General features: G+C 37.2%; 18 protein-coding genes. 13 read left to right on the top strand and 5 right to left on the bottom strand.

Annotation, left to right across the window (positions count from 1 at the left end; all coding sequences use genetic code 11):
• Positions 1–27 precede the first annotated feature (27 nt).
• Positions 28–3,159, top strand: a complete 3,132-nt coding sequence (locus P0Y49_10500) for a CusA/CzcA family heavy metal efflux RND transporter (GenBank protein ID WEK21566.1) — start codon at positions 28–30, stop codon at positions 3,157–3,159.
• Positions 3,160–3,251: 92 nt separating this feature from the next.
• Here the strand turns inward: P0Y49_10500 and P0Y49_10495 are convergent, their stop codons facing one another.
• On the bottom strand, positions 3,252–3,602 hold the full coding sequence (locus P0Y49_10495) for a DUF488 domain-containing protein (GenBank protein ID WEK21565.1): 351 nt from the start codon (positions 3,600–3,602) through the stop codon (positions 3,252–3,254).
• A 124-nt stretch (positions 3,603–3,726) separates the two neighbouring features.
• On the opposite strand from P0Y49_10495, the gene P0Y49_10490 reads away from it, so the two are divergent.
• The 10 genes from P0Y49_10490 (at position 3,727) to P0Y49_10445 (ending at position 15,858) form a co-directional block, all read left to right on the top strand.
• A complete protein-coding gene (locus P0Y49_10490) occupies positions 3,727–4,524 on the top strand; it encodes an aminotransferase class I and II (GenBank protein WEK21564.1) in 798 nt (265 codons plus the stop codon).
• Positions 4,502–4,885: a DUF3037 domain-containing protein gene (locus P0Y49_10485; protein ID WEK21563.1), complete on the top strand. Its 384-nt coding sequence runs from the start codon at positions 4,502–4,504 to the stop codon at positions 4,883–4,885. Before P0Y49_10490 ends, P0Y49_10485 begins: the two co-directional genes overlap by 23 nt.
• A 40-nt stretch (positions 4,886–4,925) precedes the next feature.
• Entirely contained in the window at positions 4,926–5,453 is a 528-nt protein-coding gene (idi, locus tag P0Y49_10480) for an isopentenyl-diphosphate Delta-isomerase (GenBank protein WEK21788.1), read from the top strand.
• A gap of 19 nt (positions 5,454–5,472) precedes the next feature.
• Positions 5,473–6,660: a trans-2-enoyl-CoA reductase family protein gene (locus tag P0Y49_10475; protein WEK21562.1), complete on the top strand. Its 1,188-nt coding sequence runs from the start codon at positions 5,473–5,475 to the stop codon at positions 6,658–6,660.
• Between the two features lie 116 nt (positions 6,661–6,776).
• Complete coding sequence (locus P0Y49_10470) at positions 6,777–7,262, top strand: hypothetical protein (protein ID WEK21561.1); 486 nt, start codon at positions 6,777–6,779, stop codon at positions 7,260–7,262.
• 11 nt (positions 7,263–7,273) lie between these two features.
• Positions 7,274–7,858 carry an RNA polymerase sigma-70 factor gene (locus tag P0Y49_10465; GenBank protein ID WEK21560.1) on the top strand — a complete coding sequence of 195 codons (585 nt, stop codon included), beginning with the start codon at positions 7,274–7,276 and terminating at the stop codon, positions 7,856–7,858.
• Between the two features lie 12 nt (positions 7,859–7,870).
• Positions 7,871–8,863 carry a FecR family protein gene (locus tag P0Y49_10460; GenBank protein ID WEK21559.1) on the top strand — a complete coding sequence of 331 codons (993 nt, stop codon included), beginning with the start codon at positions 7,871–7,873 and terminating at the stop codon, positions 8,861–8,863.
• Positions 8,864–8,892: 29 nt separating this feature from the next.
• Positions 8,893–11,439 (top strand): TonB-dependent receptor, encoded by a 2,547-nt coding sequence (locus P0Y49_10455; GenBank protein ID WEK21558.1) that lies wholly within the window; start codon positions 8,893–8,895, stop codon positions 11,437–11,439.
• Between the two features lies 1 nt (position 11,440).
• Positions 11,441–12,271: a hypothetical protein gene (locus P0Y49_10450; protein ID WEK21557.1), complete on the top strand. Its 831-nt coding sequence runs from the start codon at positions 11,441–11,443 to the stop codon at positions 12,269–12,271.
• Positions 12,272–12,414: 143 nt separating this feature from the next.
• Entirely contained in the window at positions 12,415–15,858 is a 3,444-nt protein-coding gene (locus P0Y49_10445) for a pyruvate carboxylase (protein WEK21556.1), read from the top strand.
• An 18-nt stretch (positions 15,859–15,876) separates the two neighbouring features.
• Here the strand turns inward: P0Y49_10445 and P0Y49_10440 are convergent, their stop codons facing one another.
• Positions 15,877–16,680 carry a DUF4350 domain-containing protein gene (locus P0Y49_10440; protein WEK21555.1) on the bottom strand — a complete coding sequence of 268 codons (804 nt, stop codon included), beginning with the start codon at positions 16,678–16,680 and terminating at the stop codon, positions 15,877–15,879.
• 361 nt (positions 16,681–17,041) lie between these two features.
• Between P0Y49_10440 and P0Y49_10435 the strand changes: the two genes are divergently transcribed.
• Both P0Y49_10435 and P0Y49_10430 read left to right on the top strand, forming a co-directional pair.
• The gene (locus P0Y49_10435; protein WEK21554.1) at positions 17,042–18,481 is read left to right on the top strand and encodes an MFS transporter; all 1,440 of its coding nucleotides are present in this window, start codon (positions 17,042–17,044) and stop codon (positions 18,479–18,481) included.
• Between the two features lie 34 nt (positions 18,482–18,515).
• Positions 18,516–20,141 (top strand): NADP-dependent glyceraldehyde-3-phosphate dehydrogenase, encoded by a 1,626-nt coding sequence (locus tag P0Y49_10430; protein ID WEK21553.1) that lies wholly within the window; start codon positions 18,516–18,518, stop codon positions 20,139–20,141.
• 72 nt (positions 20,142–20,213) lie between these two features.
• Here the strand turns inward: P0Y49_10430 and P0Y49_10425 are convergent, their stop codons facing one another.
• The 3 genes from P0Y49_10425 to P0Y49_10415 form a co-directional block, all read right to left on the bottom strand.
• Positions 20,214–20,666 (bottom strand): hypothetical protein, encoded by a 453-nt coding sequence (locus tag P0Y49_10425; protein WEK21552.1) that lies wholly within the window; start codon positions 20,664–20,666, stop codon positions 20,214–20,216.
• Positions 20,667–20,727: 61 nt separating this feature from the next.
• Positions 20,728–21,765 (bottom strand): aminoglycoside phosphotransferase family protein, encoded by a 1,038-nt coding sequence (locus tag P0Y49_10420; protein ID WEK21551.1) that lies wholly within the window; start codon positions 21,763–21,765, stop codon positions 20,728–20,730.
• Positions 21,766–21,841: 76 nt separating this feature from the next.
• The gene (locus P0Y49_10415; GenBank protein ID WEK21550.1) at positions 21,842–22,864 is read right to left on the bottom strand and encodes a LacI family DNA-binding transcriptional regulator; all 1,023 of its coding nucleotides are present in this window, start codon (positions 22,862–22,864) and stop codon (positions 21,842–21,844) included.
• Positions 22,865–23,000 lie beyond the last annotated feature (136 nt).

Below are 23,000 nucleotides of genomic sequence, written 5' to 3'. Positions count from 1 at the left end.
ATTCTCTTATTATTTAAACTTATATAAATGAATAAAGTCATTAAAAAAGTTCTTGATTTTTCACTCAGGAACAAGTTTTTTATATTCTTCATGACGTTTTTGTTGTTGCTGGGAGGGTATATCAGCTTCAAGAAAATAAGTATTGATGCCTTTCCTGATGTAACAAATACTTCGGTCACAATAATTACGCAATGGCCTGGTAGAAGTGCTGAAGAGGTGGAAAAGTTTGTGACCAGGCCACTGGAGATAGCGATGAATCCTACAGAGAAAAAGACGACTATACGTTCTTCTTCTTTGTTTGGTTTATCAGTTGTAAAGGTATCTTTTGAAGATGATGTAGATAATGCCTTTGCCCGTATGCAAGTCAATAACCATGTGGGAGATGCAGATCTTCCGGAGGGTGCAAAACCTGAAATACAGCCACCTTATGGACCTACGGGTGAGATTTTCAGGTATACGCTAACCAGTAACAAGAAATCGGTCAGGGAGTTGAAAACCTTGGAAGAATGGGTTGTAGAAAGGGAAATTCGTTCAGTTCCGGGCGTGGCAGATGTAAATAGCTTTGGCGGACAAACCAAAGCGTATCAGATTACCATTGATCCGCAGAAGGCTGTCCAATATGGTGTAACTCCTTTAGAGGTATTTGATGCTGTTTCTAAAAGTAATATTAATGTTGGGGGTGATGTAATCCAGCAAAGTGGTCAGGCATATGTGGTTCGAGGTATAGGCTTGCTAAATAATATTGATGAAATCAAAAATGTTATTGTCGACAATATCAAAGGAACACCAATTTTTGTGAAAACCATTGCTGAGGTAACTGAATCTAACCTTCCACCATTAGGGCAAGTAGGAAGAGACAGAGACCCGGATGTGGTAGAAGGAATTGTGGTAATGCGCAAGGGAGAAAACCCTAGTGAGGTTATAAAAAACTTAAAGGTTAAAATAAATGAATTAAATACCAGTATCCTGCCCGATGATGTAAAAATTGATACTTTTTATGACCGGGAAACATTGGTCGATTTTGCAACACATACTGTGATGCACAACATGGCGGAGGGGATTATTTTTGTAACGGTAATTGTGTTCCTTTTTATGGCCGATTGGCGTACTACCATTATCGTTGCCATTGTTATTCCGCTGTCTTTATTGTTTGCCTTTATTTGTTTAAAAATGAAAGGCATGTCGGCCAATTTGCTCTCTATGGGGGCAATTGATTTTGGGATTATTATAGATGGGGCCGTCGTTATGATGGAAGGGATCTTTGTGATTCTCGACCATAGGGCCAAGAAGGTGGGAATGGAGCGCTTTAATAAACTGAGTAAGTTAGGTATGATTAAAGAGGCTTGTTTGGTGAATGGTAAGGGAATCTTTTTTGCCAAATTGATCATCATAGCAGGTTTATTACCCATATTTAGTTTTGAAAAGGTTGAAGGTAAAATGTTTTCACCACTAGCCTGGACACTTGGGTTTGCGCTATTGGGTGCGCTGATTCTAACCTTTACTTTGGTACCGGTGCTGGCTAGCATATTGCTGAATAGGAATGTAAAGGAAAAGCACAATTTCTTTGTAATATGGATTACAAAGAATGCTGTTCGTATTTTCAATACTTGTTTTAAAAGACGTAAAATCGCATTTCCTGTTACGATTGTCATTTTGATTATCGGATTATTTAGCTTTAAATTTCTAGGTACAGAGTTCTTGCCTCAACTCAATGAGGGCTCTATCTACGTGCGGGCGACTGGGCCACTGAGTACTTCATTGGATGAATCTGTCAAATTATCTAATGAAATGCGAAAGATCTTTCTAAGTTTTGAGGAAGTAAAGCAGGTGATCTCCCAGACAGGGAGGCCAGATGATGGTACAGATGCTACCGGTTTTTACAATATAGAGTTTCACGTGGACTTAGTACCACAGGATCTGTGGAAACGCAAGCAAAGTAAAGCAGACTTAATTGTTAGAATGCAGGAGAAACTGAAGTATTTTCCTGGAATAGATCTGAACTTTTCGCAACCAATTTCAGATAACGTAGAAGAAGCTGTCTCTGGAGTTAAAGGCTCAATTGTACTCAAACTTTTTGGTGATGATTTTAAGTTTATAGAGCAGCAAGAAGAGAAGATTTTTAAAATCATGGAGAAGGTTGTAGGTATTGAAGATTTAGGTATCATGCGTAACCTGGGGCAGCCTGAACTTCAAATTAACCTTGATCAGGAAAGAATGGCACTTTATGGCGTAACAACTGCCGATGCCAACGCTGTTATTGAAACAGCCATTGGCGGAAAAGCTGCAACCCAAATTTATGAGGGTGAAAGAAAATTTGAGCTACGGATCAGGTACCCTGAAAGTTTTAGAAATAATGCTGCAGCAATAGGTGACTTGCGTGTCCCTACGCTATCCGGTAATAAAGTACCTATTAGGGAAATTGCCAGCATTAAAAAGATTATTGGACCAAGTATGATTTATCGTGATAAACACAAACGCTATGGTGCAATAAAATTTTCGGTTAGGGGTCGAGACATGGGAAGTACAATTAAAGAAGCTCAGGAAAAAGTAAATGCTGCAATTAAACTTCCAAAAGGCTATGCTATAGAATGGGCCGGTGATTTTGAAAATCAAGAACGAGCTACCGCCAGGTTAATGCAGGTTGTTCCAATTAGCATTTTGATTATTTTCTTTATCTTATTTGTGCTATTCGGAACCATCAAAGATTCATTACTTGTTTTGAATAATGTGCCTTTTGCCATTATAGGTGGGATATTTGCCTTGTTGATTACCGGAATTAACTTTAGTATTTCTTCGGGAATTGGCTTTATTGCATTGTTTGGCATTTGTGTTCAAAATGGTGTGATCCTGATCACAAAGTTTAAAACCAATATTAATGAAATGAGGACAGGGCATCCTGAATGGACATTTACAGATGCACTACGGCTTGGGGTTGAAAGTCGGATCAGACCGGTAGTGATGACAGCAATGATGGCCGCAATTGGCTTGTTGCCTGCTGCAATGTCTGTAGGAATTGGTTCAGAAACTTCAAAACCACTCGCAACGGTAGTTATTGGAGGATTGATAACGGATACTATATTCAACCTGTTTATATTCCCTATTGTATTTTATTGGGCTTATCGTAAAAAGGTAGCAACCGGTAATGCTGTAAGAATGTAAAAGTTATGAAATCTGATTACACAGGAAGTGGTCACGTCGAGGCGGCTTTCTGTGTATTCAAAAAAATCTGCCGGCCTGAATTTCATTTCTTTCTAACCAATCTCTCTTTTTAAGAAATCCAGTAATACCAATGCGTGATTATACTGTTGATCATGCGCTGCATACAATAGGGTAATGTCTGGTTGCGTTTCATATACTTTTAACAACTCTTTGACAGCTTTATTGGTAGCCAATTCTTCCATATAGCCCTTTTTAAAGACTTCCCACTTTTGGGGCTGGTGATCGAACCATTTGCGGAGTTCGGTCGATGGAGAAATTTCTTTAAGCCAAAGCTGGATATTTGCATCCTCTTTCTTCATTCCTCTTGGCCACAGACGATCAACCAGGATGCGGAAGCCATCGCCTTTTGATGCAGGCTCATAAATTCTTTTAATCTTAATCATAAGTATTAAACCTTAATTGTATTAAAGGTAATTAATTGTAAAACAATAAAAGAAATTCTGTACAGTACAGGTTGTAGAGTTTCTATATCTTTATGCCTGATTTTAGAACGATTAATTGCGTGTTATGAATAATACAGAGCTGGCATTGCGATCGGTTAATGTTACCAGGTATGTAACCCCCTTAAGAGAAGGAGGGTCAATGCCTGCAATTGCAGAGGCTGATGATGGATTTTTATATGTACTTAAATTTCGAGGCGCGGGACAAGGTTCAAAAGCACTGATTGCAGAAATATTTGGGGCTGAACTTGCACGTGCACTTGGCTTGCGGGTTCCAGAAATTGTATTTGCCAGTTTAGATGAAGCCTTTGGAAGAATAGAACCGGATGAAGAAATACAGGATTTGCTGCGGGCAAGTGAAGGCCTTAACCTGGCTTTGCATTATCTTTCCGGAGCGATTACTTTTGATCCGCTGGTTACTATAGTTGATTCAAAACTTGCCTCACAAATTGTATGGTTGGATTGTTTGTTGACCAATATGGATCGTACAGCAAGAAATACAAATATGCTGATCTGGCATAGGGAGCTCTGGCTAATTGACCATGGAGCATCTCTGTATTTTCATCATTCATGGCAAAACTGGAAAGAACAAGCTTTGCGTCCCTTTTTATTGATTAAAGACCATGTATTGTTGCCCATGGCCTCCGAACTTGAGGCGGTAGACAAAGCGTTTCGTGCGATACTTAATCCGGATATTATTGCTTCGATAGCAGCATTAATACCCGATGAATGGTTGGCTGATGAATATTCGTTTGAAAGTTCAGAAGCTCATAGAGCGGCCTATATTCATTTCCTTGAAACCAGATTAGCTAATTCAGAAATTTTTGTAAAAGCAGCGCAAGATGCAAGAGAAGCACTTATTTGAGTATGCCGTTATTCGTGTTGTACCAAGGGTAGAGCGTGAGGAGTTTATGAATGTTGGCGTTGTTGTGTATTGTTCGAAAGAAAAATTTTTGGGCGTTTTAATAAATCTGAATACGGAAAAATTAAGCATGTTTTGCAATGATTTAGATCTGGATGTATTGGAGGGGAATTTGTTTGCTTTTGAGCGGATTTGTGAAGGCGGTCATCAGGGAGGGACCATTGGAATGTTGGATATCGCATCCAGATTTAGATGGCTCACAGCTACCCGAAGTACCGTTTTACAAACATCGCGGGCACATGCTGGTTTATGTACCGATGCAAAAGAGACCTTATTGAAGTTATACAATCAAATGGTACTTTGATTTGTTGTATTTTGTGGTAAGTTTAAATGATTAATAGGTGATGAAAGCTAAAGAAAATGTGATACTTGTTGATGAAAATGACAATGAAATAGGAGTGATGGAGAAGATGGAAGCACACATCCAGGGTAAACGTCATCGTGCATTTTCAATATTTATATTTAATAAAAAGGGGGAGTTACTGTTACAAAAACGTGCTGCAGATAAATATCATTCCGGTGGAAAATGGACCAATACCTGTTGTAGTCATCCCAGACAAGGTGAAACAACAGATGATGCCGCAAATAGACGGTTACGTGAGGAAATGGGAATGAAGGCAGATATTCATCCTGTTTTTAGGTTCTTGTACGATACGGAAATTATGCCTGGAATTATAGAACATGAATATGATCACGTGTATGTTGGAGTAACAGATGCGCTACCCGTTCTAAACCCTGCTGAAGTTTCGGAATACTGCTATATTGCAATGAAGGACTTATCAGAAGAGTTAAAAGCTGATCCAGATAAATATACGAAATGGCTAAAAATCTGTTTCGAAAGAGTGATGGAATACCATCGTCAAATGTTCTAACTTAACTAAAAAATTATATATGATTATTGAACCTAGAATGCGTGGGTTTATATGCCTTACAGCACATCCGGTGGGATGTGAACAAAATGTAATCACCCAAATTAATTACGTGAAATCAAAAGGACAGATTGCCGGTCCAAAGAAAGTGCTCGTTATTGGTGCTTCTACTGGGTTTGGTCTGGCTTCCAGGATAACCAGCGCCTTTGGGTCTGATGCAGCCACCATTGGCGTTTTTTTTGAAAAACCATCTGCACCAGGAAAACCAGCCTCACCGGGATGGTACAATAGTGCGGCATTTGAAAAGCACGCCCATAAAGCTGGCTTATATGCTAAAAGTATTAATGGAGATGCTTTTTCTGATGAAATAAAACAAGAAACACTTGATTTAATAAAAAATGATCTGGGCCAGGTTGACCTTGTTATTTATAGTTTGGCTTCACCAAGAAGATTGCACCCTAAAACAGGGGTAATTCATAATTCTGTACTAAAACCAATTGGCGATCATGTGTTTACAAACAAAACTGTAGATTTTCATACCGGTGCAGTTTCAGACGTATCTATTTCTCCCGCTAATGAGGAAGAAATAGAAAACACTATTGCTGTGATGGGTGGAGAGGACTGGGAAATGTGGATAGATGCTTTGAAAGCTGCGAATTTGCTTGCACCAGGCGCTACTACAGTGGCATATTCTTATATTGGCCCATCTTTAACAGAGGCTGTGTATAGGAAAGGAACAATTGGCAGAGCTAAAGATCATCTGGAAGCCACGGCATTTACTATTACTGATAAATTAAAAGATATCAATGGAAAAGCTTTTGTTTCCGTTAACAAAGCACTCGTAACGCAGGCAAGTTCTGCCATACCTGTAATCCCACTTTACATTTCATTATTATACAAAGTGATGAAAGAAAAAGGAATCCATGAAGGTTGTATAGAACAGATACAACGTTTGTTTGCCGAAAGATTGTATACAGCTGATGGAACGCCAACCGATGTGGCTGGCAGAATTCGCATAGACGATTGGGAAATGCGTAGTGATGTTCAGGAAAAAGTAGCCAAATTATGGACTGAAGCTACAGCAGAGACTTTACCCCTTATTGGTGACCTTTCTGGTTATAAAAAGGATTTCTTAAATCTCTTCGGTTTCGACGTAGCAGGAATTGATTATGAAAAGGATGTTAATGAAGTTGTGGAAATGCCCGCTTAATATTTTTTTACAACTATATAGGACCTTTTTAATAAACGGTTGTCTTTATTGCAAAGAAGATGCTATTATAATAAATTATAAAGTAGTATTTTAGTCCTCAGCTAAATATGGAGAAAATGGGGGATACTAAAGCTACAAGGTTTGATTTTTTACAGATAATAGCGCTCCTGATGTTATTGTGTTTTGGTTCTTGTAAAAAACAAGATAACCAGGAGGATAAGGCTATGCTTAATCCGCCGGTTAGAACTTATATTGTAACCGCAAGAATTGATAAAAAAGGAACCAATAGTAATTCGGAGGGCACTGCTGTACTGAAAGGAGAATATGATGAGGCTACAAAATTATTGAGTTATAAATTAGAGTATAGTGCTTTGGTTCCTGAGTTGATCACCTTTAGAAATGGTCCTAAAGGGTCTGTAGGTGTATTGATAAAAGAACTATACCGGAACAGTGGAAAAGCGATTTCTTTGCCTCTTTCAGGTTCATTGTTATTGAGCCCTTTGCAAGAGAGAAATTTATTAAAGGGACAATGGTTTGTTTCGATAAACACTTTAGAGCTGACACCTGAAATATCAGGTTATCTTACACTTAAACAAAAATAGTAAGGCCGATTATGGAAGATCAGTACGTGTTAGAAGCCATCAGAAAACAGGACAAAAAGGTTTTTGAACTGTTTTATAAAAAGTATTACAAACAACTGTTTGCACTGGCATATCGTTATGTAGGGCAGATGGAAGTTGCTGAAGAAATTGTTCATGATTTATTTGTAACAGTTTGGAATAAAGCCGATCAACTAAATATTCAGCAATCAGTTAAGAGTTATTTATTTAAAGCAATTGTAAATTCATCACTGAATTATATAAAAAAGGAAAAAATGCAAACAGAAAAGCGATTGGCATATCTGGCTGTTCAGGACAATGAAGTTTCTTTAGATGAAGAAAATAAAGATACTGACGAGAAGCTGCTTAAAAGCTTGGAAGAAGCTTTGGAGTTATTACCTGCTAAATGCAAGCAAGTGATGTATTTAAGCCGCTTTGGGAAGTTAAAGCAGCAAGAAATTGCCAATCAAATGGAAATCTCTCTGAAGACAGTTAAAAATCATTTAACCTATGGCTTTCAGAAGCTGAGGGAGCATTTGGCAAATCAGCAAGAATTGATCATTTTATTACTTTTACTTTTAAAAATAACATTTTTTTAATACCGCTCTGTTATGAAGGAATTCGATACAAACGAAGAAATTATGTATGCACTGATCATTGATGATTTGGATGCAACTATATCTGCCGACGATAAAGAAATTCTTGAACATTGGAGAAAAGCTTCTTCAGCCAATGAAAAAGTATACCAGGAATTTCTCAATGTCCATGTTAATATGGATAAATTATTTGAAAAGCGAGGGTATGATGTTCAGAGCTCTTGGGAAGTATTGGATAAAAAGATTAGTTTGAGCGCTGAAGAGGTACCTGTAGTAAGTATGCGCAGCCAAAAAGCTAAGCTTTGGTTCAGTATCGCAGCTGCTATCCTGGTTGTGTTATCGGTTGGTTATTATTTCGCTTTTACCAATAGATATGAAGTCATAAGCACAGGAAGCAAGGGTGCCTATATCTTTTTACCTGATCATACACGTGTTGATTTAAATTCCGCAACTTCTATCAGATATAATAAACATGATTTTATAAATGACAGGAAACTGGAGTTGTTGAAAGGTGAAGTTTTTATTAATGTAACGAATCATAAGTTGCCACAATTCAAGGTAGTTTTAGGGGATATCGAAGCAGTTGATATTGGAACAAGCTTTAATATTGTGAAAACAAGCTCGGCTATTCACGTTATTGTTGAAAGTGGTAAAGTGGCATTGACGCAAGCCTCATTAGAGAAAGAAGTGTTATTAACGCCTGGCAAATTGGGTATGTATGATGTAAATACTAAAGTGCTGGCTGCTACAGATAATTTAGATCCTAACTATAAAGCCTGGATAAATAAAGAATTTGTATTTAATGAGGTAGCACTAGCCGAGGTAGCTGATCAGTTATCAAAAGTGTACAAACAACCAATTGTGATCGATGGGAATGATTTAAAAAACAGGAAGCTTACTGCAAAACTACATTATCAAACTTTGGATAGCGCAATTGCAGTTATTTCTGCATCTTTACAGTGTAAAGCAATTAAATCTAAAGATACCTATGTGATATCTGTAGATTAAACAACTGTTTTTTCTATTTTTGGTGGGTAATGAAATATTTGATATCGATTAAGTTTATATTGCTTTTTTTATGGATATTCAATAATAACCTTCAAGCGCAAGTTAAAAACGTGCTTGAGCATAAGGTTTCTATTAATTTACCGGCTGACTCATTAATCAAAACCATTCACAGGATTGAATTAAAGACAAAAAATAGCTTTGCATTTGATCCGGATCAGCTAAGATCTGAAAAGGTTGGGGCCTATACGTTTGTGCAAACGCCACTATCTGTCATACTTGAGAAAATATTATCAAACACCAATCTGGATTTTAAGTTGGTAGGGAATGATATAGTAATTGCGCAAAAAAAAACCAGCACATGGACTATCCGGGGTCACATTCGGGATATGTCCAATGGAGAAGAGCTAATTGGAGCTACTTTTTATATTCCCAAACTCGATGTAGGTGTAACAACAAACCTTTATGGCTTTTATTCTATTTCTGTGCCAGCCGGGGCTTACAAAGTGACGGTTTCCTACTTTGGATACCAAACGATTGAGCAATCCGTTTATTTAAATGAGAATAAAGATCTGGAAATAGAATTACCACTTAAAACCAGGCATTTGGATGAAGTGGTGATTAGACAATCTATGGTTACGCCAAATCCAATACTACTGAACGAAAAAAATTTTACAGTCAAGCAGTTAAGCAATGTTCCGTATTATGCTGGGGAGACTGATGTGGTAAAAAGATTGCAAATGGAAAATGGTATTAAAGCACTTTCTGAAGGCAGTTCAGGATTATTTGTCAGGGGAGGAAATGCAGATCAAAACCTGGTTCTATTAGATGAGGCTGTGGTATATAACCCATCGCATTTATATGGCTTGATATCTGTTTTTAATCCTGATGCCATTAATAACATTCAAATATACCGAGATTATATGCCTGCAAATTATGGCGGCAGACTTTCGTCTGTAATTGTTAACCGTATGGCCGAGGGTAATAGTAAGGAATATCACCTCAATGGTGGAGTTAATTTTATGTCGGCAAGGCTATCTGCAGAAGGGCCAATAGTCAATGAAAAAGGTTCTTTTATTGTTGCTTTTAGAAGAAGTTTACTGGATGTTTTTCATAACAAGTTTAAGTTGTTTAATCCTCAATCCGTTTACTATGATATCAATGCCAAGGCAAATATAAAGCCTGACAAAGACAATAGTATATTTTACTCTATGTATCTGGGCAAAGATAAGTTGTTGTCAGAAAACTCCTTTGCCAACAACTGGGGCAATTTAACTGCTACTTTGCGATGGAACCACATCTTCAGTTCACGGGTGTTTCTGAATGTTTCGGCGATTTATAGCAATTATAGTAATTTGCTGGATTTAAATGCGGATACGCTTTCTAAAAAGAATCAGTGGAATACCGGAGTAAAGGATATGACCTTAAAAAGCGATTATACCTATTATAGAAGTCCTACTAATCAAATTAAATTCGGCCTGGCTACGACTTATCATCAGTTTATTCCCGGGGAGAGCAGTAAATCGAAGTCAGACGACTTTGATATTCCAAAAGACCGCTCTCTGGAATCTGCAATATATTATTCGCAGCAAATCACTTTAAGCAAACTATTTGAGATTAACTACGGCTTAAGGTTGGGAATGTTTATTAATGCGCAGCAAAAAAAGAATGTTTTTGACCAAAATGGTTTCCCATTAAATGTGGAAGATGTTAAGACCTTTATAAATCCTGAACCCCGAATTAATTTAAGTTATCTGCCCAGTATAACGCAACGGGTTTTCGTCACTTATAATCGTAATTATCAATATTTGCAATTATTGCAAAACAGTACTTTGGCCTTTTCTTCTCTCGAACCCTGGCTTCCGGCATCGGCTAGGATAGCTCCACAAAGTTCTGACTATTTCTCCTTAGGCTATTTAAATTCCCCTGATAACTATGTTTTTTCGGTTAATGCGTATTATAAGAAATTGTATAACCAGCTGGAACTGATGGGGCATGCACAGATTATCAGAAATCCTGATGTAGGTAGTCAATTGAGAATAGGAAAGTCTGATGCTTATGGTTTTGAAACACAGCTAACCAAAACTGAAGGGAAGTTTTCCGGAACAATTGCTTACAGTTACTCAAAGGTATATCGTAAGATTAATGGACTCAATTCGGATAATAGGTTTGTAGCGAATTATGATATACCACACGAATTAAAAGCCATGGCAAAGTATGAACTGAATAAACAATTGTCTTTTCAATCATTTTTTATCTATTCTACCGGAAGACCACTTACTTTACCGGTGGGGTATTATCAGCATGATGGATTGAATGTGCCAATTTATGAGGATAGAAATACTTCCCGCTTCCCTGATTTTAGCAGGTTAGATGTTTCTGCTCAATACCGATTTGAGTCTAAAATCTTTAAAAACCGTTTTCTATCCAACGTAGTTTCAGTTGGTATTTATAATTTATATAACAGAAAAAATCCACTATATTACCATCTTAATCCCAATACGAACAGTTCAAATTCGAGTAATATAGAATATGCTTTTGGGATTTATCCATGGATAGCTTATAGTTTTAAAATTTAAAATGAAATACCTCTGGTTTATTTTGGTGATGTTGACAGTAACTTATGGCTGTAAAAATAGTATCGATGATGCTTTTATAAAGCCTAGACGGGTGTATGATCTTGCTGTTGAGGGAGGGTATAATACCGGGCAGCCCAACCAGTACATCAGGCTAACAAAACCATCTCTGAATCCTGATTCATTACCTACACCAATTAGTAAGGCCTCTGTAGTTATTAATGATAGTAAGTCTGATATTGTACTTAAGGAAACACCTGTAGGTTCTGGTGTGTATATGGGTATAAGCAGGAATGATCCGAATTATAATGAAGCTTACAAATTGACTATTAAATATAATGGAAAGACATATACAGCTGTGGATACATTGCGTCAGGTGATCAATATCATCGACGATTTTTTACCCTTGTCGGCTAAGCGGGAAAGTGCTGGTGTAATCACAGGAACTATTCCCAAACATACATTTGGTTACTTAAATGCAAATAAATGGTTCATTTCCTATTCAACGTTCCCAAATTGGAACCCGGCAAAATTTGATCAGACTAAATTTTATAGTTATACGCATTCATTAGGATCTCCAAATTCATTATACCCCCTTAATAATCTGAAAAGAACTTTTTCCATTGAAAATGATAGCCTCATAAGGATCTTTAAAATTTCTCTTTCTGAAGGTTACGCACAATACCAGTATTCGGTATTTATGGAAACAGATTGGAGTGGTTTATTCTCTGGCGTACCTGTTAATGCTACCGGCAACATATCTGGAAATGTGCAAGGCTATTTTTCGGCAGTTGATGTAGATTTCCGTAGATACAAGGCAAAAGAATTACTGTAAACTTTATCCGTTTTTAGGTGTTTGTAGTGTACTTTTTACACTTTAAAGCATTGGTAATAAATGCATTTAGATGCTGTGCTTTCAAAGTAATGTAATATTTTTGGGGCATAACATAAAACCGATAAAGCTCAAATTATTTACCTATGAAAATTAAGAAAGTTCTAATTGCCAACCGGGGTGAAATTGCCATCCGTATAGAACGCGCGTGTAGTGAATTGAATATTCAGACTGTTGCAATTTATACTTATGAGGATAGATACTCACTGCATCGGTATAAAGCTGATGAAGCTTATCAGATAGGAGAAGATCATGAACCACTCAAGCCTTATCTTGATATTACAGCCATAATAGAAATGGCCAAATACAGCGAAGCAGATGCTATACACCCTGGCTATGGTTTTTTGTCGGAAAATGAAGAATTTGCGAAACAATGTGCACTGAATGGTATTGTTTTTATTGGCCCGAGACCGGATGTGATGCTAGCCCTTGGTGATAAGGTAATTGCAAAAACTGTAGCTAAAAAAGCGGGATTACCTATTATAGAAAGTAATGAACAGGAACTAAATACTATTGAAGTTGCACTTGCAGAAGCGCAAAGAATAGGGTACCCGCTGATGATTAAAGCCGCATCGGGTGGCGGTGGCCGGGGAATGAGGATTGTAAGGAATGATGAACAGTTGGAAAAGGGCTTTTTTGAAGCACGTAGTGAAGCAAAAAATGCCTTTGGTGACGATACCGTATTTCTTGAAAAGTTTATTGACCGACCACGACACATTGAAGTTCAGATTGTAGCCGATAATTACGGGAAGGTGTTGCACCTTTATGAACGCGATTGCTCTGTACAACGACGATTTCAAAAAGTGGTTGAAGTAGCACCTTCTTTAAATTTAACACAAGAAACCAGAAATAAGCTTTACCATTATGCTACCTCTATAGCAGAGGCAGTAAAATATAATAATGTTGGGACCGTGGAGTTTTTAATCGACCAGCAGGAGAACATCTATTTTATTGAAGTAAATCCAAGAATTCAGGTTGAGCATACCGTTACTGAAATGATTACCGGTATAGACCTCATAAAGACACAGCTATTTGTTGCTGATGGTTATCATTTGTCCGACCCCGAAATTGGTCTTGATAGTCAGGATGCAATTATGTGCAATGGTTTTGCAATGCAATGCCGTATTACTACTGAAGATCCTGCAAATGAATTTAAACCAGATTATGGAACCTTAATTACTTACAGAAATGCTACTGGATTTGGTATACGACTGGATGAAGGCAGTACTTACCCAGGAATGAAGATTAGCCCCTTCTTTGATTCTATGCTGGTTAAGGTTAGTACCAGTGGTGCTACCTTAGAAGATGCCTCAAGGAAGATGAATCGGGCACTGCGTGAATTTAGAATTAGAGGTGTTAAAAATAACATACAGTTTCTGGAGAATTTAATCAACCATCCAATATTTATACATGGAGAGGCTACAGTTAACTTTATACAGGAACATCCCGAGCTTTTTGAATCTAAGAAGCGTTTAGACAGAGGAACAAAAATCTTAACCTATTTGGGAGAGGTGTCTGTAAATGGAAACCCTGATGTAAGGTTTGTGGATGAACATAAGCGTTTGGAAAAACCCGAGGTACCTGCTGTTGATCATTACAGCCCATATCCCAAAGGAACAAAAGATCTTTTAACGGAATTAGGCCCTGAGGGCTTTTCTAAATGGCTTAAAGCCGAAAAGAAGATACATTATACAGATACTACGCTTAGAGACGCTCATCAATCTTTACTGGCCACGCGCATGCGTACTTATGATATGCTTAAAGTTGCTGAAGGATTTGCCAAACACCATCCTCAAACCTTTAGTATGGAGGCCTGGGGAGGCGCAACTTTCGATGTATGCTTAAGGTTTTTGTATGAAGATCCATGGAAGCGGCTGGAGAAATTACGTGCGGCGATGCCTAATATATTGATCCAGATGTTGATCAGAGGTTGCAATGGGGTGGGCTACGCTGCTTATCCGGATAATCTGATCGAATCATTCGTAGAGAAAAGCTGGGAAAAGGGAGTTGACATTTTCAGGATATTTGATTCATTAAACTGGATGGAGAATATTGCACCGTGTATAGAAATGGTACGCAAAAAAACTCAGGGACTTGCCGAGGGAGCATTGTGCTACACAGGCGACATACTCGATCCTAAACGAAGTAAATACAGTCTGGAATATTACTTAAAGCTTGCTAAAGATCTTGAAAATGCGGGTAGTCATATTTTAGGTGTTAAGGATATGTCCGGTTTACTTAAACCATATGCTGCCAAACTGTTAATAGAGGCACTAAAGGATACGGTTAAGATACCTATTCACTTGCATACGCATGATACGTCTTCTTTGCAGCCGGCTACTTATCTGATGGCTATAGAGGCTGGCGTTGATGTCGTGGATTGTGCATTGGGCTCATTATCCGGTACGACTTCGCAACCTAATTTTAACGCGATTGTGGAAATGATGCGCTTTCATGAACGGGAAAACACTTATGATCAAAAATCATTAAATGCTTATTCCAATTATTGGGAAGCGGTAAGAGAATATTATTATCCATTTGAATCGGGTTTAAAATCAAGTTCAGCAGAGGTCTTTCAGCATGAAATTCCGGGTGGACAATATTCCAATTTGAAGCCACAGGCAATAGCACTTGGATTGGGTGATCAATTTGAATTGATTAAGCAACGATACGCTGATGTAAATCAGCTTTTTGGCGACATCGTAAAGGTAACGCCAAGCTCTAAAGTGGTGGGAGATATGGCGCAGTTTATGGTAGCGAATCAAATAACCCCTGAAGACATATTTACGCGTGGAGAGCAACTTTCATTCCCTGAGTCTGTAGTTTCCTTCTTTATGGGTGAAATTGGTCAGCCAGAAGGTGGTTTTCCAGAAGCGCTTCAGCGTATTTTATTAAAGGGAAAAACTCCTTTTAAGGATCGCCCGAATAGACATCTGGCGCCACTCGATTTGGAATTGGAATTTGATGCCTTTAAAAAGGAATTCGGGGATGACTTAAGTTATACCATGTATCTGGCTTATAAGTTCTATCCTAAGGTTACAGCTGATGCCATAAAGACTTTTAGATTATATGGTGATGTTTCTGTAATCCCAACGAGGTATTTCTTTTATGGGATGAAACCTGGTGAGGAGACTACGATTGAAATTGCCAAAGGAAAAACTTTGCTGGTACGGTTACTTTCAATAGGTCCGGCAGATGATAATGGAATGCGCACTGTATTTTTTAAATTAAATGGGCAAACCAGAGATATTGAAATACAGGACAAATCGGTAAAAGTAGTTAAACTAGAGAATCGAAAGGTCGATAAAGATATTTCAAGCCATATTGGTTCACCCTTACAAGGATTGTTATCAAAAGTATTTGTTAAAGCCGGAGATTCGGTTAAAAAGAATCAGCCACTTTTTATGATTGAGGCCATGAAGATGGAATCAAACATTTCAGCAATTGCAGATGGTGTTGTAAAATCAATCACACTAACTGCAGGAACAATGGTAAATACTGACGATTTGATACTTGAATTAGCAAATTGATCCATTATAAATTGGCTGTTAAGGAATTTGCCTTTTCAGCCAATTTACAAGCTCAACAGCACCATTATAATTTTCGTACTCTGCCGGAATACGTGTGCCGTCTACATATTCATTATACAGCCAGGGATCACCCACAGCAAATACTGTCCCTTTACCGTATTTGGCAATAGCCATAATCACATCGTTCTGTTCTGTAATTAAAGCCTTTGCAGGCGGCTTAACACTAAGAATAGAGATCTCTTTCAAATAGAATATTTTGGATGTAGGAAAAACCTCATTTCCTTTAGGCACGTGAATCTCACCCATTTCAAGCTTTCCATTTTTTACCATGTTCCTGCTGTTATTGGTAAAATTGATTCCAAATTTTGCAGCTAAATCATTTAACTGTACAAGGTTGTTGTTTGCACTATCATTTGCAAATAATACAAGTACACCACCTGCTTTTACCCAATCTGCAATTGCTTTGATATGATTGGGAGCAATCAGGTTTGGCGTCGGGCTTTCCTTAATATTATCTGGGTCGACTATAATATAAATGTCGCTTCCTTTTAGGTTAGCAGGAGTAGGGGCAGCATCCAGACTTTTAGTCTGAAATCCAGCCTTTTTAAAGACATCACCTAATATAGAATAACCATTTAAGGTTTGATCTTCCCAGGTATAATGGAATCTGATTTCTTTTCCGGATTTGTCCTTCTTTACTTCATGATTAAAATAGTAATCGAGTAAAACTGTTTTTTCCTGAGCATAAAGTTCAGAAATATTTACTGCATAAAAAATGATGAATAGTGCAGCGTATTTGGCTAATGAGTTTGTGAATCGCATATCATAAATCTATGAAATAATTTTCTACATAATTTAGACCAAATGAAGAAAAGATAATTTAGTTTACTACTTGGCCAAAAGAGTATTAAAGAGACATTAAGAACGATAACGATTGCGTAAATATTTTCCAATGAAGAGTGTTTTTACTTATAATTATTATGTAGAATTGTCGTCTGCCATGCATCAATTTAACCACGATTGGTGCTCGGTATGTAAGTAATAATTGATAAGTAAAGAATTTTTGACACACGTAATTACAGGGAATTACATATATTGAGGCGCTAAATGATATCGTTAAGGGTATAACGAGCGGAAAAAACTAATTATTAATTACACAAAAAATTAAATTAAACCAGATATAATGAACCAAGAAAAAATTGGAAAGTACAGGTGGACAATATGTGCCATGTTATTTTTTGCTACCACGATAAATTATTTGGATCGACAAGTTCTTTCACTAACCTGGAAAGAGTTCATTGCCCCAGAGTTTCATTGGACAAATAATGATTACGGTAATATTACTGCGCTCTTTTCTATTTTTTATGCAGTGTCTATGTTATTTGCCGGTCGGTTTGTAGACCGAATGGATACTAAGAAAGGTTTTTTATGGGCTATTGGTGTATGGTCTATTGGTGCTGTCATTCACGCATTTTGTGGAATAGCCACATCCGGTTTCCTTACAGGCGACTGGTTCATAGGATTTGAAGGCGCTAAAGAATCAATTGCAAGAGTTGGTGATACAAGTCTGATCATTTCAACAAGTGTTACTTTGTTTATTTTTGCACGTTTTGTATTGGCAGTTGGGGAAGCAGGAAATTTTCCGGCCGCTATTAAGGCAACTGCTGAGTACTTTCCAAAAAAGGACCGGGCATTTGCTACTAGTATTTTCAATGCCGGAGCCACTGTAGGTGCACTAGCTGCACCAATATCTATTCCTTTTATAGCAGCGGCCTATGGTTGGGAAATGTCATTTATCATTATTGGCGCTTTAGGCTTTGTATGGATGGGTTTCTGGATTTTTGTCTATAAGAAACCTGAAGTGCATCCGAAGGTAAATGCTGCTGAGCTTGCTTATATACAGCAAGATGTAATTGCAGATAGAAAGCTGGTAGATTACGTTGAAGAAACTACAACTAAAGTATCTTTTCTTGATTGCTTCAAGTACAAACAAACATGGGCATTCGCTTTTGGAAAATTTATGACAGATGGTGTTTGGTGGTTTTTTCTTTTCTGGACACCAGCTTATTTAAGTTCAGTTTATAAAATGGACTCTACACAAAGTGCATTACCATTGTTCGTCCTTTATACAATAACGCTACTTTCAATTATTGGCGGATGGTTACCAACTTATTTTGTAGAGAAAAAAGGGATGAACCCCTATGCTGGTCGTATGAAATCGATGTTGATATTTGCATTTTTTCCATTACTCGCCTTGTTTGCACAGCCTTTAGGCTATATTACTTACTGGATACCAGTTATCATTATTGGTATTGCAGGAGCCGCTCATCAGGCATGGTCGGCAAATATCTTCTCAACAGTAGGCGATATGTTTCCTAAAAAAGCGATTGCAACAATAACAGGCATCGGCGGTATGGCTGGTGGAATTGGAGCTATGATCATCAATAAAGGTTCAGGCGTATTATTTGATTATGCAGGTCAAAATCAAATGGTATTTATGGGCTTTAAGGGTGAAGAAGCAGGATATTTCATCATCTTCTCTATCTGCGCTGTTTGTTATTTAATTGGCTGGACGATTATGAAAACCCTTGTACCCAAATATAGACCGATCACGGATTTATAACCACAATAAATTATACCTAAATTAAATTACCTAAATGTTTTTAAAAGATCAGCTTGATGCGATTTTTGTGGAAGAGAACCATATTCCACAAGAATTTAAATTAGCAGAAGAAGTGCACCAGCGGGAGTACTTAAGCAATGGAGAAATGCGTCCCTGGAATGGGGATGTGCATGAAGTATTGTCGCCAATTTGTATAAGAACCGAGAACGGTTTAAAGCGAAAGGTAATCGGTACTTATCCATTATGTAGTGAAAAGGAGGCCAGCGAAGCACTTGATGCGGCTGTTGCAGCTTATGATAATGGGAGAGGAGAATGGCCTACCATGAGTGTGGCAAACCGTATTCATTGTGTAGAGCAGTTCACGCATAAGATTATTGAAAAGAAGGCAATTGTAGTAAAATTGCTGATGTGGGAAATAGGTAAGTCGTATGCAGATTCTGTTAAGGAGTTTGACCGTACAGTTGAATATATTTATGCAACTATTGATGCATTAAAAGATCTGGATAGACAATCCTCAAAGTTTAGCATAGAGCAAGGAATTGTTGCGCAAATCAGACGTTCGCCACTTGGAGTAGTACTTTGTATGGGGCCATTTAATTATCCTTTAAATGAGACCTTTACTACATTGATTCCAGCACTTATAATGGGGAATACCTTGTTATTTAAACCACCAAAACATGGTACGTTATTACACTACCCTTTATTGGAAGCATTTAGAGATTGTTTCCCTAAAGGAGTGGTAAATACCATTTATGGTCGCGGAAATAAGATCATTCCTGATTTGATGAAATCCGGTAAGATTAATGTGTTAACCTTAATCGGTTCAAGTAAGGTTGCCAACGAACTTAAAAAGCTGCACCCTAAAGTAAACAGGTTACGTGCCATACTTGGTCTTGATGCCAAAAACGCAGCCATTATAACTGCAAAAGCTGATATTAAATTAGCGGTACAGGAAACTGTTTTAGGTTCTTTATCATTTAACGGACAAAGGTGTACAGCCCTTAAAATCATTTTCATTCACCGTAGTCTTGCCGATGTATTTTTAAAAGAACTTTCGGCTGCTGTAGCCAAACTTAAGTTTGGAATGCCATGGGAAGAAGGGGTTGCTTTAACTCCGCTACCAGAGCCTCAAAAGCCAGCTTATCTTAAAGATTGCATCGATGATGCTATAGCGCATGGTGCTAAAGTAATTAATGAAAATGGTGGTGAAACAGTAGAATCTTTTGTTTATCCGGCAATCGTTTACCCGGTTAATAAAGAAATGAAATTGTATACTGAAGAGCAATTCGGACCAATAATACCAGTAATTGCATTTGATGACCTGGAAGAACCAATTCAATACTTAATTGAGTCTACTCACGGACAACAGGTAAGTGTTTTTAGTGATGATGACGAAGAAGTCGCAGCCTTGATTGATCCTTTGGTTAACCAGGTAAGTAGGGTTAACATCAACTGTCAATGTCAGCGTGGACCGGATGTATTTCCGTTTACAGGTAGAAAGGACAGTGCTGAGGGGACACTATCTGTTGTAGATGCCTTACGTTCATTCTCTATCAGGTCATTGGTAGCCACAAAGCTGAATGAAAGTAACAAACACTTGATCAATGAAATCGTAGATAGTAACAGTTCTAATTTCCTGAGCACTAAATACCTTTTCTAATTCATATTCAACGCTGTTCTATTTGTATACCTTAACAGGTGTACAAATAGAACAGCGTTTTTTGTGCATAAATTATTCATCATCCTGATCTGCTTCTTGATCGGTGATCTTTTCAGGAGCTTTAAAAAACATTATAATTATAGGCACCAGGAAAGCTATATTAATGAAGATATGAGGAAGAATATTGAAAAAAGTTGTGGTTTCTAAAAGTTTGTCAACCAACACTAAAACTGACAAAATAATTAATGAAGCATAAATCAATATTGCCACTTTTCGATTAGGGGCATATTTGATAAATATTTTAATTACAAAAATTGCTACAGCAACTCCGAAAATGAACATGGCATACCAAAAAAGGTCAGTTGACGTTAGCTGTGACCATTCATTTGCATTATTCTGCTTAAATCTGTTGAATTGAGCTATAGCAAATCTGGCCAAAATCAGGTAAGCAAAACCCCAACAAAGATAAAATCCTGTAATAAAAAGTAACCAGTGGAGCGTAAGTCTAAGTTTAGATGCATACATAAATTCTGTATATATGTCTGTAAATTAAACAAATTTCAATACAATCTAAAGAACTTGAAGATTATAGATTCATCAATTCATTCTCTGCTTTAAGATACTCCTTTAATAAGACGATTTGGTTCATTGCTCTATTAAAATTATGTCCCTCATATTTAGCTCCATAATAGATATCATTTTGCAGATAATCTGACAAAAAACGAATGGCTTGCATATAGATTATAAATTTACCTGCATAGGTAAAATAGCGTTGCTCTTCAGCTGTCAATACCGACTCCATTTCTTCCATGTAGCCTTTATATATAGCTTTAAAGAATGGTTTTCTAATACTAATCTTATTTAAGTCTGTTTCTTCTTCACTGGCTTCGCATAAATAAGTTCGCATCATATCACCTACATCGCTAATAAAATAGCCAGGCATTACCGTATCCAGATCAATCACACACAAACCCTTTTTTTGGTTGTTAAACAATACATTGTTGATTTTTGTATCGTGGTGTATTACCCTTAAGGGAATATTTTTATTATTTATAATTTCGCGATATGTACTTACAATCTGCTGATGATCTTTAATAAATTTAATGGAATCAGCCGCTTTTGCTAATCTTTCCGGTGATGCCTGTTCGCAGGCTACAGTAAATTGATCATATCTTAATATCAGATTGTGAAAATTTGGAATGGTAATGTTTAGATCCTCAGCTTTAAACTCTGCTAGAATTTTAGAAAATCTTCCAAATTGTTTTGCAGCTTCGTAAGCTTCTTCCTCATTTTTTAGTACATTAAGGGAGGTGGAGCCCTCAACAAAAGGAAATAACCTATAATATCCGTGCTCATTATGTATTAATGTTTGGCCATTTGTTGCTTTAACAGGGGAAATGAAAAGATACTCAGGATTTTCCTTGCTCAAATAATCTCTGAGCAAAGTAAGGTTCTCATCAATATCCGAAGGCTGCTTAAACACCTCGTTATTTACTTTCTGTAATATGTAGTTTTTGTGGTCTATATGAACTTTCCAGGTATGGTTAATCAAGCCATCACCAAATGACTGAACGCTTGTTTTATCGGAATCAAAACCGTAGACACTTAAAATATTCTCGAACATGTGCTTTGTATACTAGTTGATAAACCAAACTTAAATATTTAAGTAGCTAAAAAGACGTGCAAACGTTTGCGCGAAATTATTTACGCTTACTTAAAACCAAGTCTGATTCTACCACAACATTAAAATAAGCCTGATCTGAACCGGATTCATTTTTTGGTTTATTAATCAGATCTATCAATATATCAGCAGCTTTTTTACCTTGTTTATATGGGAACTGTTCAACTGAAGCTATTGGTGTATGCTCCATATAATTGATGATGGGAAGGTTTGCATAGCTCACAAAATCGATCTCGGTAAGTTGAAGAGATTTAGCATAACGCATTGCAAACAGAGCTACATAATCGTTAAAAGTAACTATAGCAGAAGGTTTTCGCCTATGGTTTAACAAGGTGTCCATTGCCTTAATTGTACCATCTTCCGACAAATCGCAACTTACAATGAGTGAAGGATCAAACTTTAATCGGTTTGCAGTCATTGCCCTTATGTAACCCTCTTTTCTTTCATGACTAGCCACAAGAGTGCCTGGCCCATTAATCATGCCAATGGTGCGATGTCCTTTTTTTAAAAGAAAATTTACAGCCTCAAAAGTACCGGTTTCCAGATTGGAACTTACATAGTGTATATCTTTAATAGGAGGGATGCGGTCAAAAAATACAATAGGGATATTTAATTTTCTAAAAACGTCAAAATGCTCGTAAGTACTGGTAGTTTTGGCTACAGAAACCAATAAGCCATCAACACGTTGGGTTCTCATTTTTGCTACAAGGAGTTTCTCCCGCTCTGCATCATCATGAGATTGTGCGAGTAAAACGGTATAATTCCTTTTATAGGCAATATCTTCAATTCCACTTATCGCTGCAGAGAAGAAGGACTCGGACAATTCTGGCAGTATTACACCTATTACAAATGATTTGCCATGTAAAAATTGTATAGCCCTTTGATTTGGCTCATAATTAAGTTCTGCAGCAAGTTTTTTGACACGAATTTTTGTAGTTAAACCGATGCTCGAATGGTCATTCAATGCTCTTGATACGGTAGAAACTGATATCTTAAGTATCTTGGCAATCTCTTTAATCGTGGTTGGTTTATCCGACATCATTTTCAAATATTAAAATAAACTTTAACATTTTAATAAAAAACTGCAATCAGTTCCTACTTTTAGGCGGAAAGCACACCGAAGTCACGCAAACGTTTGTGTGTTTTTTTTGGATATTTATTGATTAGGTTAAGTGGAT

The sequence above is a fragment of the Candidatus Pedobacter colombiensis genome, assembly GCA_029202485.1.
Taxonomy (GTDB): domain Bacteria; phylum Bacteroidota; class Bacteroidia; order Sphingobacteriales; family Sphingobacteriaceae; genus Pedobacter; species Pedobacter colombiensis.
The sequence above is the reverse complement of the archived record's forward strand: the minus strand, read 5'-3'. Positions and strand labels throughout refer to the sequence as shown.

Bases quoted from the DNA above. Each gene is read 5' to 3' on its own strand.
- P0Y49_10430 (WEK21553.1), top strand. From the start codon at position 18,516: ATGTTTTTAAAAGATCAGCTTGATGCGATTTTTGTGGAAGAGAACCAT.
- P0Y49_10470 (WEK21561.1), top strand. From the start codon at position 6,777: ATGGGGGATACTAAAGCTACAAGGTTTGATTTTTTACAGATAATAGCG.
- P0Y49_10455 (WEK21558.1), top strand. From the start codon at position 8,893: ATGAAATATTTGATATCGATTAAGTTTATATTGCTTTTTTTATGGATA.
- P0Y49_10475 (WEK21562.1), top strand. From the start codon at position 5,473: ATGATTATTGAACCTAGAATGCGTGGGTTTATATGCCTTACAGCACAT.
- idi (WEK21788.1), top strand. From the start codon at position 4,926: ATGAAAGCTAAAGAAAATGTGATACTTGTTGATGAAAATGACAATGAA.
- P0Y49_10435 (WEK21554.1), top strand. From the start codon at position 17,042: ATGAACCAAGAAAAAATTGGAAAGTACAGGTGGACAATATGTGCCATG.
- P0Y49_10490 (WEK21564.1), top strand. From the start codon at position 3,727: ATGAATAATACAGAGCTGGCATTGCGATCGGTTAATGTTACCAGGTAT.
- P0Y49_10500 (WEK21566.1), top strand. From the start codon at position 28: ATGAATAAAGTCATTAAAAAAGTTCTTGATTTTTCACTCAGGAACAAG.
- P0Y49_10420 (WEK21551.1), bottom strand. From the start codon at position 21,765: ATGTTCGAGAATATTTTAAGTGTCTACGGTTTTGATTCCGATAAAACA.
- P0Y49_10450 (WEK21557.1), top strand. From the start codon at position 11,441: ATGAAATACCTCTGGTTTATTTTGGTGATGTTGACAGTAACTTATGGC.
- P0Y49_10445 (WEK21556.1), top strand. From the start codon at position 12,415: ATGAAAATTAAGAAAGTTCTAATTGCCAACCGGGGTGAAATTGCCATC.
- P0Y49_10415 (WEK21550.1), bottom strand. From the start codon at position 22,864: ATGATGTCGGATAAACCAACCACGATTAAAGAGATTGCCAAGATACTT.
- P0Y49_10440 (WEK21555.1), bottom strand. From the start codon at position 16,680: ATGCGATTCACAAACTCATTAGCCAAATACGCTGCACTATTCATCATT.
- P0Y49_10460 (WEK21559.1), top strand. From the start codon at position 7,871: ATGAAGGAATTCGATACAAACGAAGAAATTATGTATGCACTGATCATT.
- P0Y49_10485 (WEK21563.1), top strand. From the start codon at position 4,502: ATGCAAGAGAAGCACTTATTTGAGTATGCCGTTATTCGTGTTGTACCA.
- P0Y49_10425 (WEK21552.1), bottom strand. From the start codon at position 20,666: ATGTATGCATCTAAACTTAGACTTACGCTCCACTGGTTACTTTTTATT.
- P0Y49_10495 (WEK21565.1), bottom strand. From the start codon at position 3,602: ATGATTAAGATTAAAAGAATTTATGAGCCTGCATCAAAAGGCGATGGC.
- P0Y49_10465 (WEK21560.1), top strand. From the start codon at position 7,274: ATGGAAGATCAGTACGTGTTAGAAGCCATCAGAAAACAGGACAAAAAG.